The organism is Citrobacter sp. Cpo142, from assembly GCF_030332425.1.
In the GTDB taxonomy this organism is placed as follows: Bacteria; Pseudomonadota; Gammaproteobacteria; order Enterobacterales; family Enterobacteriaceae; genus Citrobacter; species Citrobacter portucalensis.
The window spans coordinates 89,072-105,609 of the sequence record NZ_JAOWHW010000113.1 but is presented as its reverse complement, the minus strand read 5'-3'; the positions used below and the strand labels follow the sequence as shown (position 1 = coordinate 105,609).

Annotated in this window: 10 protein-coding genes; 3 read left to right on the top strand and 7 right to left on the bottom strand. The window is 51.4% G+C overall.

From position 1 onward, the window contains the following. Positions 1-50: 50 nt before the first annotated feature. The gene (locus OGY18_RS10295) at positions 51-929 is read right to left on the bottom strand and encodes a LysR family transcriptional regulator (protein ID WP_008785317.1); all 879 of its coding nucleotides are present in this window, start codon (positions 927-929) and stop codon (positions 51-53) included. A gap of 160 nt (positions 930-1,089) precedes the next feature. Here OGY18_RS10295 and OGY18_RS10290 point away from each other — a divergent pair, with 160 nt between their 5' ends. Continuing rightward, positions 1,090-2,280, top strand: a complete 1,191-nt coding sequence (locus tag OGY18_RS10290; RefSeq protein ID WP_048234859.1) for an MFS transporter — start codon at positions 1,090-1,092, stop codon at positions 2,278-2,280. A gap of 3 nt (positions 2,281-2,283) precedes the next feature. Here the strand turns inward: OGY18_RS10290 and yfaE are convergent, their stop codons facing one another. From yfaE to ubiG, 4 genes are all read right to left on the bottom strand, one after another. Then, positions 2,284-2,538, bottom strand: coding sequence for a ferredoxin-like diferric-tyrosyl radical cofactor maintenance protein YfaE (gene yfaE / locus OGY18_RS10285; protein ID WP_003027609.1), 255 nt, complete (start codon positions 2,536-2,538; stop codon positions 2,284-2,286). After that, positions 2,538-3,668 carry a class Ia ribonucleoside-diphosphate reductase subunit beta gene (nrdB, locus tag OGY18_RS10280; RefSeq protein WP_003834668.1) on the bottom strand — a complete coding sequence of 377 codons (1,131 nt, stop codon included), beginning with the start codon at positions 3,666-3,668 and terminating at the stop codon, positions 2,538-2,540. Before nrdB ends, yfaE begins: the two co-directional genes overlap by 1 nt. Before the next feature lie 110 nt (positions 3,669-3,778). Next, positions 3,779-6,064 carry a class 1a ribonucleoside-diphosphate reductase subunit alpha gene (gene nrdA / locus OGY18_RS10275; protein ID WP_286552910.1) on the bottom strand — a complete coding sequence of 762 codons (2,286 nt, stop codon included), beginning with the start codon at positions 6,062-6,064 and terminating at the stop codon, positions 3,779-3,781. Between the two features lie 419 nt (positions 6,065-6,483). Then, on the bottom strand, positions 6,484-7,212 hold the full coding sequence (gene ubiG, locus OGY18_RS10270; RefSeq protein ID WP_008785314.1) for a bifunctional 2-polyprenyl-6-hydroxyphenol methylase/3-demethylubiquinol 3-O-methyltransferase UbiG: 729 nt from the start codon (positions 7,210-7,212) through the stop codon (positions 6,484-6,486). A 158-nt stretch (positions 7,213-7,370) separates the two neighbouring features. Here ubiG and gyrA point away from each other — a divergent pair, with 158 nt between their 5' ends. Together gyrA and rcsC are read left to right on the top strand one after the other, a co-directional pair. After that, entirely contained in the window at positions 7,371-10,010 is a 2,640-nt protein-coding gene (gene gyrA / locus OGY18_RS10265) for a DNA topoisomerase (ATP-hydrolyzing) subunit A (RefSeq protein WP_003834662.1), read from the top strand. Positions 10,011-10,131: 121 nt separating this feature from the next. Continuing rightward, complete coding sequence (rcsC, locus tag OGY18_RS10260; RefSeq protein WP_286552908.1) at positions 10,132-12,978, top strand: two-component system sensor histidine kinase RcsC; 2,847 nt, start codon at positions 10,132-10,134, stop codon at positions 12,976-12,978. Between the two features lie 118 nt (positions 12,979-13,096). On the opposite strand, the gene rcsB is transcribed toward rcsC, so the two are convergent. Together rcsB and rcsD are read right to left on the bottom strand one after the other, a co-directional pair. Then, positions 13,097-13,747, bottom strand: coding sequence for a response regulator transcription factor RcsB (gene rcsB, locus OGY18_RS10255; protein ID WP_003027592.1), 651 nt, complete (start codon positions 13,745-13,747; stop codon positions 13,097-13,099). 16 nt (positions 13,748-13,763) lie between these two features. Then, positions 13,764-16,433: a phosphotransferase RcsD gene (gene rcsD, locus OGY18_RS10250; RefSeq protein WP_286552904.1), complete on the bottom strand. Its 2,670-nt coding sequence runs from the start codon at positions 16,431-16,433 to the stop codon at positions 13,764-13,766. Positions 16,434-16,538: the final 105 nt, after the last annotated feature.

Below are 16,538 nucleotides of genomic sequence, written 5' to 3'. Positions count from 1 at the left end.
CCTGTGATGCACCTCCGGTCACAGGCCTTAATGGATGAACGTTTTAACTGCTAGATAAGGCCGTCTGCTGTCAACGTTTCCATACATGCCTGCAGGAGAAATAAAGGGCTGCCGTCCACCGGCGGCTCTTTTGCCAGTAAGGATATCTGTCGATAGAACGTTGGTTCCAGCGCGACTGAGCGTACTTTCCCACCAACCGCCTTCAGCGTTAATTCCGGTAATAATGCTATACCCAGCCCCTGACGAATAAAGCTCATCGCGGTATCCGGATGGTTAAACTCGTATTTAATGACCGGTTCAATCCCCTTCTCTTTAAATAGCGCCATGATGCTTAATTCATAGCGACCTTTGCTGATAATGAGCGGTTCTCCAACCAGTTGTTCCACTGAAATCGTGCTATTGGCCGCCAGCGGATGGCTTTCAGGAACTACAACGGTAAATTTGTCGCGATACACCGGTACGCAGTACATGCCATTTACCGGGAAATGCACAAATCCCGCATCGATATCCCCACTGCGCAGGGAATCAACTATTGCCGTGCTGTTTTCTTCATAAGGGATAATTTTGATATGCGGGTGGTGCTGTTCGAAGTGGTGGATGATGCCGGGCAAAATGCAGGCACAGGCGCTGGGAAAGCAGCCGATACGCAGGGTTCTGGCCGGGTTTTGTCGCTCCTGCTCGGCAATCTCTTTCACCGCGTTGGTTTCAGACACGATCGTCCGCAGGTGTGAAACGATCCGACTCCCGGCCGGACTAAGTTGAATGTCTTTGCGGCGTTCTCGGATAAGAATATCAACCCCTAGCTCTTCCTCTAGCGCTGAAATTGCCTGGCTAACGGCGGATTGGGTCATGTACAGCCGCTTGCTGGCTTCGGTAAATCCACCGTACTCAAGTACGGCAAGCAGGGCGTGGATCTGGGTTAGTGTCATTAGTTTCTTCTAATCAACAATATTAAAACGATTGATTTCTCTAATATAATGGACCTGTTTATACTTGCGGTCTACCGTAAAATCACACTTCGACGCACCTGTCCGTAGTTCAGTTGAGCTGAGCGTTGCCTGCGTGCGCCGTCTGGACAGGTTGTCGAATATGAAAGAAAAACTGTGGACGAAAGATTTTTGGGCAATAACGATAATCAGCTTTATTATATTTTTTGTTTTTTATGTCCTGCTCACGCTGTTACCGATCTATATTTCGGATCGCCTGCATGCCACTCCAGATAAGGCCGGATTATTAGTCACCTTCTTTTTGGGGGCCGCAATTGTTGTGCGCCCGTTTGCGGGACAATGGGTAGGAAAATATTCGAATAAAACAATTCTGGTGCTCTCTTCTCTGGCCTTTTTGGTGGTCACTGCGCTGTATCCTGTTTGCCACTCAATTGAATCACTGCTGTTGATTCGGGTGCTTCATGGTGTAACGTTTGGCGTTATTACCACGGTAAAAGGAACGATTTCCGCGCGGTTGATACCGGCCTCCCGACGTGGAGAGGGCATCAGTTTTTTCTCGTTAGCCATGGGACTGGCAATGGTTGTGGGGCCGTGGGTAGGGCTGAACATGGCACGCTGGGAAGCTTTTACCACAGCATTCTGGCTGTGTAGCGCGGTTGCCGTACTGGGTATTATCCTGTCATTGATTGTCGCCGTACCGCCGGTTATCCGTCATGCTGACGGCTCAAAACCGAAGCTGGGATTTGCGGCAATGTTTGATCGCGCCGCACTGCCTTTCGCGATGGTGACGTTTTTCATGACCTTTTCCTACGCGGGCGTTTCCGCTTTTCTCGCACTGTATGCGCGCGAGCTCGATCTGATGGCCGCCGCCAGTAATTTCCTGTTGTGTTACGCCATTTGCCTGATGATCTGTCGAACCTTTACCGGCAATGTTTGTGATAAAAAAGGGCCGAAATACGTGGTCTATCCGTGTTTGCTGGCTTTCACAGTCGGGCTGGTGGCTCTTGGCTATACCAACGGCAGCATCATGATGATTATTTCTGGTGGATTAATTGGTATTGGTTATGGTTCGGTTACGCCGGTATTTCAGACACAGATTATTAGCTCGGTGGAACCCCATAAAATTGGTATCGCCAATTCGCTGTTTTTCAATGCGATGGATGCAGGAATGGCAATCGGCGCGTTTATCATGGGGATGATGGTCGAGGGTGTGGGATATCGGGCGATTTATCTGGTGGGGGCGCTGCTGGTGGTACTGGCCGGGGCGTTGTATATCATGCAGATGAAAAAACGCGGAGACGTGGTACTGGTCTCCGCGCATGAAGTTCACTAAACACTACAGCTCTATTTCAATATCGCCTTTTGCCCGGCAACAGCACGGCAATATTTCACCGGGCTGAATGAAGGCCAGCGGTTCTGCAATCCAGTCAACCTGTCCCGCCACCAGGCGGGTACGGCAGGAGCCGCAGTAGCCTTCACGACACTGATATTCGACTTCAACATCGTGCGACTCGAGCGCGGCAAGCAGGGAAGGGTGTTCATCCTGGCACAGCAACTGCGTGCCAGAGATGCGCAGAGTCACGCGGCCCATCAGAGCTGGAAGTTACTCAGATCGTCAGTATCGACTTCGGCATCGATCTGGCCGACCAGATAAGAGCTGACTTCCACTTCCTGCGGCGCAACCTGGACGTTGTCAGACACCAGCCAGGTATTGATCCAAGGGATCGGGTTAGAACGTGTCTGGAATGGCAGATCGAGTCCAACAGCCTGCATACGGATGTTGGTGATGTACTCAACGTACTGGCACAGAATGTCTTTGTTCAGGCCAATCATTGAGCCATCACGGAACAGATAGTCTGCCCACTCTTTTTCCTGCAGCGCGGCCTGTACGAACAGGTCGTAGCACTCTTGTTTGCACTCTTCGGCAATTTCCGCCATCTCCGGATCGTCCACGCCGCTGCGCAGTAGGTTCAGCATATGCTGAGTACCGGTCAGGTGCAGGGCTTCGTCGCGGGCGATCAGACGAATAATTTTCGCGTTGCCTTCCATCAGTTCACGTTCGGCGAAGGCGAAAGAGCAGGCGAAGCTGACATAAAAGCGGATCGCTTCCAGCGCGTTCACGCTCATCAGGCACAGATACAGCTTCTTCTTCAGCTCACGCAGGTTTACGACAACCGTTTTACCATTAACGGTATGCGTACCTTCACCGAGCAAATGCCAGTAGCTGGTCATCTCGATCAATTCGTCGTAGTAGCTGGAGATGCCTTCTGCGCGTTTCTGGATTTGCTCGTTGGTGACGATATCGTCAAACACCACCGCCGGATCGTTAACAATATTACGGATGATGTGGGTGTAAGAGCGGGAGTGGATCGTTTCAGAAAACGCCCACGTTTCCACCCAGGTTTCCAGTTCAGGGATCGAGATTAACGGCAGCAGCGCGACGTTAGGACTACGTCCCTGAATGGAGTCCAGCAGCGTCTGATACTTCAGGTTGCTGATGAAGATATGTTTTTCATGTTCCGGCAATGCCTGGAAGTCGATACGATCGCGAGAAACATCGACTTCTTCCGGACGCCAGAAGAAAGAGAGCTGCTTTTCGATCAGTTTTTCAAAGATGTCATATTTTTGCTGATCGTAGCGGGCGACGTTCACCGGCTGGCCGAAGAACATCGGTTCCAGAAGCTGATCATTTTTCGTCTGTGAAAAAGTGGTGTATGCCATTGATGTGAATCCTGTCTGGAATGTACTGCCGGATGCGCTTTGCTTATCCGGCCTACAATACCGCGAATTAATTTGTAGGCCGGGTAAGCGCTACGCCACCCGGCAAAAGATTAAATCTTACATGCGCCGCTTTCGCAGCCATCGTCCTGAATGGACGGTACCAGATCGTCCTGAGAGTCTTCCGCACCGTCACGGGTGTTCTGATAATACAGCGTTTTAACACCAAATTTGTAGGCGGTGAGCAGGTCTTTCAGCAACTGCTGCATCGGTACTTTTCCGGACGGGAAGCGCGACGGATCGTAGTTGGTGTTGGCGGAAATCGACTGATCGATAAATTTCTGCATGATGCCTACCAGCTGCAGATAGCCGTCGTTGTTTGGCATTTCCCACAGCAGTTCGTATGCGTCGTGCAGGTGTTCGTAGTCCGGCACGACCTGACGCAGAATCCCATCTTTCGATGCTTTGATGCTCACGTAACCGCGTGGCGGTTCAATGCCGTTGGTAGCGTTGGAGATCTGTGAAGAGGTCTCGGACGGCATCAGGGCTGACAGCGTGGAGTTACGCAGGCCGTGAGTCTTGATAGATTCACGCAGCTGTTCCCAGTCCATATGCAGCGGTTCGTTAGCGATAGCATTAAGATCTTTTTTATAGGTATCAATCGGCAGAATACCTTTCGCATAGGTGGTTTCGTTAAACCATGGGCATGCGCCTTGCTCTTTTGCCAGCTCGTTAGAAGCCTTCAGCAGGTAATATTGAATCGCTTCAAAGGTTTTGTGAGTCAGGTTATTGGCGCTGCCGTCAGAGTAGCGTTTACCGTTTTTCGCCAGCCAGTAAGCGTAGTTGATCACGCCAATACCCAGCGTACGACGACCCATCGCACCGCGTTTGGCGGCCGGAATCGGATAATCCTGGTAATCGAGCAGCGCATCCAGCGCACGTACCGCCAGTACAGCCAGCTCTTCCAGTTCGTCCAGACTTTCGATAGCGCCCAGGTTAAATGCGGACAGCGTACACAGTGCGATTTCGCCGTTTTCATCGTTAACGTCGGTTAGCGGTTTGGTCGGCAGAGCAATTTCCAGGCACAGGTTGGACTGGCGTACCGGCGCGACAACCGGATCAAACGGGCTATGGGTGTTGCAGTGGTCAACGTTCTGAATGTAGATACGACCGGTCGAGGCACGTTCCTGCATCATCAGTGAGAACAGCTCAACCGCTTTCACGCGCTGTTTGCGGATGCTGTCGTCGTTTTCATATTGGGTGTACAGACGCTCGAACTCATCCTGATCGGCGAAGAACGCGTCATACAGACCCGGGACGTCGGACGGGCTAAACAGGGTGATGTCACCGCCTTTCAGCAGACGGGTGTACATCAGCTTGTTGATCTGTACGCCATAGTCCATGTGACGAACGCGGTTGCCTTCGACGCCACGGTTGTTTTTCAGGACCAGCAGGCTTTCAACTTCCAGGTGCCACATTGGGTAGAACAGCGTGGCTGCACCACCGCGTACGCCACCCTGAGAGCAGGATTTCACCGCAGTCTGGAAATGCTTGTAGAACGGGATACAGCCGGTGTGGAACGCTTCACCGCCGCGAATCGGGCTACCCAGCGCACGGATGCGACCAGCGTTAATGCCGATACCGGCACGCTGAGAAACGTATTTCACAATTGCGCTGGAGGTTGCGTTGATGGAGTCCAGGCTGTCGCCGCACTCGATCAGTACGCAGGAGCTGAACTGACGCGTTGGGGTACGCACGCCGGACATAATTGGCGTCGGCAGCGAGATTTTGAACGTAGAAACGGCGTCGTAGAAACGTTTTACATATTGCAGACGTGTTTCACGCGGATAGTTAGAGAACAGGCAAGCCGCTACCAGAATGTAGAGGAACTGTGCGCTTTCATAGATCTCACCGGTAACACGGTTTTGCACCAGATATTTACCTTCCAACTGCTTCACCGCCGCGTAGGAGAAGGTCATATCACGGTCGTGTACGATGAACGAGCCCATCTGCTTGAACTCTTCTTCCGTGTAGTCTTCCAGCAGATGATTGTCGTATTTGCCCATTTCAACCATTTTCACGACATGGTCGAACAGCTTTGGCGGTTCAAACTCACCGTAGGCTTTTTTACGCAGGTGGAAAATCGCCAGACGGGCAGCCAGATACTGATAATCCGGCGCTTCGCGGGAGATCAGGTCGGCGGCTGCTTTGATGATTGTTTCATGGATGTCGGAGGTCTTGATTCCGTCATAAAACTGAATGTGGGAGCGCAGCTCGACCTGAGAAATCGATACGTTATTCAGTCCTTCTGCCGCCCAATCCAGAACTCGGTGGATTTTGTCGAGATTGATGCGCTCTGTACTACCATCACGCTTTGTCACCAGCAGACTCTGATTCATGTGGTTTTTTACCTGTCCGTGAAAGAAAAAATATCCCCCATATTATCCACAGAGTCATGTTGTGACTAAGTCTGTGGATAAATACTATATGTAGGGGTTGTTTGATAAAATAGACGCTATATGGTGAGTATTCTAGTAGGGATTCTTTTCAGCACAAGAGTTGATTTTGAGGTTAAATTGAGGTTGCAAAAGGGTGATAATCGCTAAGTGCGCGTCTTATAAGGCCTGGCGAGGATGTCAATAATTGAGAAAAAAAATAGAAAATTTGATCGAGTGCTGATTTCTTCATCTAAGGCAAGGAAAGTTCTTATGATCTGGCACAGGATTTGTAGGCCTGATAAGCGAAACGTCATCAGGCATGGTTCCAGTAAGCAGGCCGGATGGCGGCGTAGCACGCTTTTTCCGGCCTACAGGTGCAGTTAATCAACCTTGGCGGTGGTATGTACCATATAGTTCACATCAACGCCCGGGCCAAGTTTGAAGGTGTTGGTTATGGGGTTGTAATGCAGGCCGGTCATATGACGCTCTTTCAGTACGGTCTGGTCAACCCACTCTAATAATTCAGCAGGCTTAATAAACTTTTTCACATCGTGCGTGCCTTTCGGCACCATGCGCAGAATATATTCCGCTCCGACCACCGCCATCAGCCAGGATTTACCGTTGCGGTTAAGCGTGGAGAAAAATACTTCGCCACCCGGTTTGACCAGCCTGGCGCAAGCTCTGACCACTGACTGTGGGTCTGGCACGTGCTCCAGCATTTCCATACAGGTGACAACGTCATACTGATGTGCATGCTTTTCCGCATGCTCTTCGACGGTTTCTTGTACGTACTCTACCTGGATACCGCTTTCCAGTGCATGTAGTTTTGCTACCTGCAGCGGTTCAAAACCCATGTCCAGTCCGGTGACGGTGGCACCTTCGCGCGCCATACTCTCCGCCAGAATACCGCCGCCGCATCCGACGTCGAGTACCTTTTTACCAAACAGGCCGCCTGAGCGCTCAGTAATATAGCCCAGACGCAGTGGGTTAATGCGGTGCAGCGGCTTAAATTCACCCTCAAGATCCCACCAGCGTGACGCGACTGCTTCAAACTTGGCAATTTCTTCATGGTCAACGTTGTGAGCTACCGGAGGTTTTTCGGCATTCATTGGGGCTTCTACTCCTAAATTTGCGATGCAAATGAGTATATCAGCCTGACGGGATGAATAAAGCCTCTGTCAGGGGGAATCCATTTACCTGAATCTGCACGGATGTGTTATAATTTGCGACCTTTGAATCCGGGATACAGTAGAGGGATAGCGGTTAGATGAGCGACCTTGCGAGAGAAATTACACCGGTCAACATTGAGGAAGAGCTGAAGAGCTCCTATCTGGATTATGCGATGTCGGTCATTGTTGGCCGTGCGCTGCCGGACGTCCGAGATGGCCTGAAACCGGTTCACCGTCGCGTACTTTACGCCATGAACGTATTGGGCAACGACTGGAATAAAGCCTATAAAAAATCTGCCCGTGTCGTTGGTGACGTAATCGGTAAATACCACCCTCATGGTGATACCGCCGTTTACGACACCATTGTTCGTATGGCGCAGCCATTCTCCTTGCGCTACATGCTGGTAGATGGTCAGGGTAACTTTGGTTCTGTCGATGGCGACTCCGCAGCGGCGATGCGTTATACGGAAATCCGTATGTCGAAAATCGCCCATGAGCTGATGGCTGACCTGGAAAAAGAAACGGTTGATTTCGTCGACAACTATGACGGCACCGAACAAATTCCTGACGTCATGCCGACCAAAATTCCTAACCTGCTGGTGAACGGTTCGTCCGGTATCGCGGTAGGTATGGCGACCAACATTCCGCCGCACAACCTGACCGAAGTGATCAACGGCTGTCTGGCATATATTGACGATGAAGACATCAGCATTGAAGGGCTGATGGAACATATTCCGGGTCCGGACTTCCCGACTGCCGCGATCATCAACGGTCGTCGTGGTATCGAAGAAGCCTACCGTACCGGTCGTGGCAAAGTGTATATTCGCGCACGCGCGGAAGTCGAAGCGGATGCCAAAACGGGTCGCGAAACCATCATCGTTCACGAAATTCCGTATCAGGTAAACAAAGCGCGCCTGATTGAGAAAATCGCCGAGCTGGTAAAAGACAAACGCGTTGAAGGCATCAGCGCGCTGCGTGACGAGTCTGACAAAGACGGTATGCGCATCGTGATTGAAGTGAAACGCGATGCGGTCGGGGAAGTGGTTCTGAACAACCTCTATTCCCAGACCCAACTGCAGGTTTCCTTCGGTATCAACATGGTTGCATTGCACCATGGCCAGCCGAAGATCATGAACCTGAAAGATATTATTGCCGCGTTCGTACGTCACCGCCGTGAAGTCGTTACCCGTCGTACTATCTTTGAACTGCGTAAAGCCCGCGACCGTGCGCACATCCTTGAAGCGCTGGCGATTGCGCTGGCGAACATCGATCCAATCATCGAACTGATCCGCCGCGCGCCGACCCCGGCTGAAGCGAAAGCTGCGCTGGTTGCGCGTTCGTGGGAACTGGGCAACGTTTCCGCCATGCTGGAGCGTGCCGGTGATGACGCCGCGCGTCCTGAATGGCTGGAGCCGGAATTTGGCGTGCGTGACGGTCAGTACTATCTGACTGAACAGCAGGCCCAGGCTATTCTGGATCTGCGTTTGCAGAAACTGACCGGCCTTGAGCACGAAAAACTGCTCGACGAATACAAAGAGCTGCTGGAACAGATCGCTGAACTGCTGCACATTCTGGGCAGCGCCGATCGTCTGATGGAAGTTATCCGTGAAGAGATGGAGCTGATTCGTGAACAATTCGGTGACGCTCGTCGTACTGAAATCACCGCGAACAGCGCTGACATCAACATCGAAGATCTGATTAGCCAGGAAGATGTTGTCGTAACCTTGTCTCATCAGGGCTACGTGAAATATCAGCCGTTAACCGATTACGAAGCGCAGCGTCGTGGCGGTAAAGGTAAATCAGCAGCACGCATTAAAGAAGAAGACTTTATTGACCGCCTGCTGGTGGCCAACACCCATGACACGATCCTCTGCTTCTCCAGCCGTGGTCGTTTGTACTGGATGAAGGTCTATCAGTTGCCGGAAGCAAGCCGTGGCGCGCGTGGACGTCCAATCGTCAACCTGCTGCCGCTGGAAGCTAACGAACGTATTACCGCAATTCTGCCAGTACGTGAGTACGAAGAGGGCGTGAACGTCTTCATGGCAACCGCCAGCGGCACCGTGAAGAAAACGGCGCTGACCGAATTCAGCCGTCCGCGTTCTGCCGGTATTATTGCGGTTAACCTGAACGAAGGCGACGAACTGATTGGTGTAGATCTGACATCTGGCAGTGACGAAGTCATGTTGTTCTCTGCGGCAGGTAAAGTAGTGCGCTTTAAAGAAGATGCTGTCCGTGCAATGGGTCGTACCGCGACCGGTGTACGCGGTATCAAGCTGGCGGAAAAAGATAGCGTGGTATCGCTGATCGTTCCGCGCGGTGAAGGTGCGATCCTGACCGTTACTCAGAACGGTTACGGTAAACGTACGGCGGCGGAAGAGTATCCGACCAAGTCTCGTGCGACCCAGGGCGTTATCTCCATCAAGGTTACCGAGCGCAACGGTTCCGTTGTTGGCGCAGTGCAGGTTGAAGATACCGACCAGATCATGATGATCACCGACGCAGGTACGCTGGTACGTACTCGCGTGTCGGAAATCAGCGTGGTAGGGCGTAATACCCAGGGTGTGATCCTTATCCGTACTGCGGAAGACGAAAACGTCGTGGGTCTGCAACGCGTTGCTGAACCGGTTGATGATGAAGAGCTCGACTCCATCGACGGAAGCGCAGCTGAAGGTGACGAGGATATCGCACCTGAAGCGGAAAGCGATGACGATGCAGCAGCGGATGACGCTGACGAGTAATTAAGACGCTATAAAAAGGGCCGGAGAAATCCGGCCCTTTTTTTAATGGCATTGCGACAAAAGACATTTACCGCTACCTTAACCACACTCTATTAATGCCCTGAGGCGGAGCTTCGCCCCTTTGAAATACCTTGCTTCCGTTCATTCAACCCTAAAAGTCTCACGCTACCTGTTCAGAGCGTTGGCGCTCGTTATCTGGTGTCTGATTGCGTTTGCTTCCGTGTTCTACATTGTGAATGCGCTGCACCAGCGAGAGTCTGAGATCCATCAGGAGCTTAATCTCAGCTCCGATCAGGCCCAGCGCTACATTCAGCGCACATCTGATGTCATTAAAGAGCTGAAATATATTGCCGAGAATCGCTTAACGGCGGAAAACGGTGTGATGTCGCTGCGGGCGCGAGATGATAAAACCGTCGTGCCTAATTTTGAGCCGTTGTTTGCCGACTCCGACTGTTCTGTCATGGGCAACGCCTGGCGAGGTTCTCTGGAATCACTGGCATGGTTTATGCGCTACTGGCGCGACAACTTTTCCGCCGCCTATGATTTAAATCGAGTGTTCCTGATCGGCAGCGACAACCTCTGTATGGCCAATTTCGGTTTGCGTGATATGCCCGTTGAACGTGACGAGGCCCTGAAGGCGCTGCATGAGCGCATTATTAAGTATCGTAATGCTACGCAAGACGAAAATGGCAACAACTTGTTCTGGATCAGCCAGGGGCCACGTCCGGGAGTAGGGTATTTCTATGCGCTGACGCCGGTTTACCTCGCCAATCGCCTCCAGGCGCTGTTGGGCGTAGAGCAGCCAATTCGCATGGAGAATTTCTTCACGCCGGGCAGTTTACCGATGGGCGTGACCATCCTCGACGAAAATGGGCATGCGCTAATTTCTCTCACTGGCCCTGAAGGGAATATTAAGGCTGAGCCCCACTGGATGCAGGAACGCTCCTGGTTTGGTTACACACCGGGTTTCCGCGAGCTGGTATTGAAGAAGAATCTGCCTCCGTCCTCCCTGAGCATCGTGTACTCCGTACCGGTCGATCTGGTGCTGGAGCGGATCCGCATGATGATCCTGAACGCTATCTTGTTGAACGTGCTGGTCGGGGCGGCATTGTTTATGCTCACGCGCATGTATGAACGGCGCATTTTTATTCCAGCGGAAAGCGATGCTCAGCGTCTGGAAGAACATGAGCAGTTTAACCGTAAAATCGTAGCTTCTGCGCCGGTGGGTATTTGTATTCTGCGCACGATGGATGGCATTAACATCCTGAGTAACGAACTGGCGCACACCTATCTGAACATGCTGACGCATGAAGACCGTCAGCGGTTAACGCAAATTATTTGCGGCCAACAGGTCAATTTTGTTGATGTGCTGACCAGCAACAATACCAATCTGCAAATCAGCTTTGTGCACTCGCGCTATCGCAATGAAAACGTGGCAATTTGTGTCCTGGTTGATGTCAGTGCGCGCGTTAAAATGGAAGAGTCGTTGCAGGAGATGGCGCAGGCGGCGGAACAGGCCAGCCAGTCCAAATCGATGTTCCTTGCGACGGTGAGCCATGAGCTACGTACACCTCTATATGGCATTATCGGTAACCTTGATTTGTTGCAAACCAAAGAGTTACCGAGTGGGGTGGATCGTCTGGTAACGGCGATGAATAACTCTTCCAGTCTGCTGCTGAAAATTATCAGCGATATTCTCGACTTCTCAAAGATTGAATCTGAACAGCTGAAGATTGAGCCGCGAGAGTTTTCACCGCGTGAAGTCATGAACCATATTACGGCTAACTATTTGCCGCTGGTGGTCCGCAAGCAGTTGGGGTTGTACTGCTTTATCGACCCGGATGTGCCTGTGGCGCTGAATGGCGATCCGATGCGTTTACAACAGGTGATTTCTAATCTGCTGAGTAACGCAATCAAGTTTACCGATACCGGTTGTATTGTGCTGCACGTGCAGTGCAGCGGCGACTACCTGAGCATTCGAGTGCGTGATACCGGTGTAGGGATCCCTGCCAAAGAGGTGGTTCGGTTGTTCGATCCTTTCTTCCAGGTGGGGACTGGCGTACAGCGTAATTTCCAGGGAACGGGACTCGGTTTGGCGATTTGTGAAAAACTGATCAGCATGATGGATGGGGATATTTCCGTCGATTCCGAGCCGGGAATGGGGAGTCAGTTTACGCTGCGTATTCCGCTTTATGGCGCACAGTATCCGCTGAAAAAGGGTGTAGAAGGATTGGCTGGCACGCGTTGCTGGCTGGCAGTACGTAATGCGTCACTGTACCATTTTCTCGAATCCAGCCTGACGCGTAATGGGATGACGGTGCTGCGATATGAGGGACAACAGCCCGATGCGGATGACCTGTTGGTGGCCGACGATGTGCTGGAACAGGCCTGGCAGGGACGAGCAGCGGTGATTTTCTGCCGCCGACATATTGGCATTCCGCTGGAAAGAAAGCCTGGAGAATGGGTGCACAGCGTGGCGTCACCGCATGAACTGCCTGCGCTGTTGGCGCATATATACAGTGTAGAGCTGGGGAGTGAAGATCTCTCCACGGCGCTGCCAGTCCCGGATAAAGCCGGTGCGACGAACGATGACATGATGATCCTGGTTGTTGACGATCACCCTATCAACCGGCGCTTACTGGCCGATCAGTTGGGATCGTTGGGATATCAGTGTAAAACGGCGAATGACGGTGTGGATGCGCTCAATGTACTCAGCAAAAACCATATCGACATTGTGCTGAGTGACGTCAACATGCCAAATATGGATGGTTATCGCCTGACGCAGCGTATCCGCCAGCTAGGGTTAACGCTGCCTGTTGTGGGGGTAACGGCAAACGCGCTTGCCGAAGAGAAGCAGCGTTGTCTGGAATCAGGTATGGATAGCTGTCTGTCCAAGCCGGTGACCTTAGACGTATTGAAGCAAACGCTGGCGGTCTATGCGGAAAGAGTGAGAAAAACGCGGGGATAGGGAATAAAAGAGCCGGATGGCGGCGTTAGTCTTATCCGGCCTACGAAACGTGCACGATGCTGTGTGTTCGTAGGCCTGATAAACGCAGCGCCATCAGGCATTTTGACGTGATAAAGAATTATTCTTTGTCTGACGGACTCAGCGTCACGGAGGAGAGGTAATTCAGCAGTGCGATATCGTTTTCCACACCGAGCTTCATCATTGCCGATTTTTTCTGGCTACTGATGGTTTTAATGCTGCGGTTGAGCTTTTTGGCGATCTCAGTAACCAGGAAACCTTCGGCAAACAAGCGCAGAACTTCACTCTCTTTCGGTGACAGACGTTTGTCGCCATAGCCGCTGGCGCTGATTTTCTCCAGCAGACGAGACACGCTTTCCGGGGTAAATTTCTTACCTTTCTGCAGCGCGGCCAGCGCTTTTGGCAGGTCGGTTGGCGCACCTTGCTTCAGTACGATCCCTTCAATATCGAGATCCAGTACCGCGCTCAGGATAGCCGGATTGTTGTTCATGGTCAGAACGATAATCGACAGGCTCGGGAAATGACGCTTGATATATTTAATTAACGTGATCCCATCACCGTATTTATCTCCCGGCATGGAGAGGTCGGTAATCAACACATGCGCATCCAACTTAGGCAAATTGTTGATCAGTGCAGTGGAGTCTTCAAATTCGCCGACAACATTTACCCACTCGATTTGCTCAAGTGATTTACGAATACCGAACAGTACAATCGGGTGGTCATCGGCAATAATTACGTTCATAGTGTTCATGTATTGGGCTACCTTGCTACAGCAAGCTCTTGACGTAAACGTCAATGTCGCTGATGTATTTTTCTATACCTGGAGCATCTTTCTCTTGAATAAGATGTTCCAGCGCTTCACATAACTGCTTGCCGGGTACCAGATTAAGCATGGCAAACACGCCTTTCAGGCGATGGGCCGTTTGGGCTAAAGCAGCGAAATCGCTGATAGCCGCCTCAGTATACAACCTCTTAACATCATCCGGTACTGTGTCTACAAAGAGAGCGTAGTAACCACTGGCATGAAGTTCGGCGTTTTCATCTCCGCCGAGGGGGAGTTCCTGGAACTCTTCTTGTGCCAGCTGCTCTTCAATCAGCTCAAGGACAGCTTCCTGCATAGCATTGCTCATATTAAAGTTGACGCGCAGCTGACCGGGGCCAATTTTCCGTACGCCAGACTCATCATCGCTTAAAAGCAAGCCCGAGGCAGTAAGATTAGACGGATTATCTGTTAAAAAGAGATCATATTCTTGACTATTCAACCGTTCATCGGGCGTGATGCAGGTTGCTCCCCAGTTTTCCAGTTGACGTAATACAATGCTCCGTACGTCATTTGAGGTGACATCAACCATTACGCAGACGTCATCCAACAGGCGCTCTTCACTATCAGCATGTTGATCGTGCAGCGGCATTTTAACATGGACGATGTAACGTGTTCCAAGTTCTTCCCGTGCTTTAATATTCAGGTGTCCGCTAAGCTTGCGGGCTAACTGATCGCACAGCCAGAACGTCAGCGGGTTGGCTTTGCCATACCGATCGCCCTGCGTGTCATTAATGAATGGGAAATGGAGATTATCAACTTCATTTAATGTGACGCCTTCCCCGGTATCCAGAATGCGGAAGGTCAGGCGTTCGGCCTCCGACTCATCCTGGTCGACTTCCAGCGTGATTTTACCTATCTGCGTGGTGGTTACCGCATATTGGATCAACAGCAGCAAAATACGGCGCAAGGCATCGCGATCGCCACGGCGTTCGTCATGGGCGCTTAGGTGATTTTTAATCAGTAGCTGCAGCCCTTTACGCTTAATGGCCGGCAGAACTTCCGGAACCACGTCGTCAATTAATGCCTGCACGGAAAACAGTGTGGATTCACCTTTCCAGGCATCGTTCTCCAGCAGGTTGGCTAGCTGGATTTCGTCCACCATCCGCACCAGAACGTCGGCCTGATTGGCCAGTTTCTGGCTGTCTGGTGTATTGAGCGCGGCGGCATTAGCAGCCAGCGTTTTCGCGGGGTCTTTCAGCGCGTTGCCAATATTCTGCATAAAGGCCGCGCGGGCCTGCTGGTTTTTCTCATACAGCCGCTGCGCTTGTTTCAGCTTCTTATTGACCAGCACCTCGCGGTCCTGGTCACGAATGATAAAGATCTGCGTTCTCGGGGAGATCTGGCTGCGAAACAGTCTGATTTCATACAGTTCATTATTGATGGTGGCCTGAATCACTCCCTGATGCTGTTCTGCCATATTGGTAATATTTTGCAGATTTAAATGCGGAAGCAGGTGGTCGGCAATTTTATTGCTGATAACCGTGCGGTTTGCTTCCTGATCGTGTACCAGTAATCCCAGCGGCAGAAGGGAAACAATCTCTTCATTGATTGCGCGCAGAACACGCAACTCATTATTTGCCGCAAGATTTGGCGCCACCTGGGTGGAACGGGCAGGGAGGTGGCGAAAGGTGGTATAGCCAAACAGCGCCAGAGCCAGTAACGCAATGTTCAGCAAAAGCGGTAGCAGAATGCTTTGCAATGTGTCGAGCAGCAATGAGCCAAACGGAACCTGCCACACCAGCCGCATATCCGTTGAGTTTAGCGCCGAAGAGATCTCAATTTTACTGTTGTTGAAATTAATGCTGACGCTGTCAGGCGACTCTTTTTCATTCAGGTGCTCGGTCGTTGAGGTGGCATCAGGTTCCAGATGGAAACTGTCCAGCGGCATACCGGGCGGGATCAAGTCATTAATCGGCAGGTCAAAGGCGACAACCGTTGCCAGATGTCCTGGCTGATTAAAGGTCGTGCGTAGCGTGAAGTAATGCCCGTTCTGCCAGGCCAGACGGCGCAGTGAAGAGAAGCTTTCACGTTCATCTAGCGCATTAGCCTGTTGCAGCATCTCAGCGCGCCGGGAATCGACAATATTCCCAATCGTCGATTCTTTAAAACCAGAGGTCAGATCTTTCAGCGGTAACGTTGAGATTAGGATCAGGCTGTTGTCCTGGCCATTCAGGTAATACATTGACCATGGGACATTCTCCGCGCCCCACAACGTGTCCAGATACGTTGAAATGCGCTGGGTCATTTCCAATGTAGAACTGTCATGCGAGCCGAAAATCAGCGCCTCAGTCTTTCTGCGCGGCTTCTCAAGATAATAGACGTCTTGTTTCAGACGTGTTTCCTGCAGCCCTTCTGCACCCGGCGAACTGGTTGAGGCGGCAATATTGTCATAGATTTGCCAGGTCACGTATCGCCAGGTATCGACCCTTTTATGAATGGCATGGGTAATATCGACAATCTGATAGCTCTTATCTTTTAACCAGGTGTTGACGGCGCTCTGGACCATAACACCCATCATCACCAACAGCACAACGATCAGTAATAAGAAGAAACGGGTAATACTTCCTGGTAACAGGGAGAATCGGGTGGAAACCGTTGTGTCAGACTGACTCATTCGTGTTTATGACCTGTTAAACGACGCGAAAGATGAAAGGGCAGTATAAAGGGTAATGTATGAATTACCACACTTACACCACGCCGCCTGGCCTGCATTCTTTGC

What these genes read in the sequence shown, in the direction of transcription:
- OGY18_RS10295 (WP_008785317.1), bottom strand. Translation starts at nt 929, where the DNA reads ATGACACTAACCCAGATCCACGCCCTGCTTGCCGTACTTGAGTACGGT.
- OGY18_RS10290 (WP_048234859.1), top strand. Translation starts at nt 1,090, where the DNA reads ATGAAAGAAAAACTGTGGACGAAAGATTTTTGGGCAATAACGATAATC.
- yfaE (WP_003027609.1), bottom strand. Translation starts at nt 2,538, where the DNA reads ATGGGCCGCGTGACTCTGCGCATCTCTGGCACGCAGTTGCTGTGCCAG.
- nrdB (WP_003834668.1), bottom strand. Translation starts at nt 3,668, where the DNA reads ATGGCATACACCACTTTTTCACAGACGAAAAATGATCAGCTTCTGGAA.
- nrdA (WP_286552910.1), bottom strand. Translation starts at nt 6,064, where the DNA reads ATGAATCAGAGTCTGCTGGTGACAAAGCGTGATGGTAGTACAGAGCGC.
- ubiG (WP_008785314.1), bottom strand. Translation starts at nt 7,212, where the DNA reads ATGAATGCCGAAAAACCTCCGGTAGCTCACAACGTTGACCATGAAGAA.
- gyrA (WP_003834662.1), top strand. Translation starts at nt 7,371, where the DNA reads ATGAGCGACCTTGCGAGAGAAATTACACCGGTCAACATTGAGGAAGAG.
- rcsB (WP_003027592.1), bottom strand. Translation starts at nt 13,747, where the DNA reads ATGAACACTATGAACGTAATTATTGCCGATGACCACCCGATTGTACTG.
- rcsD (WP_286552904.1), bottom strand. Translation starts at nt 16,433, where the DNA reads ATGAGTCAGTCTGACACAACGGTTTCCACCCGATTCTCCCTGTTACCA.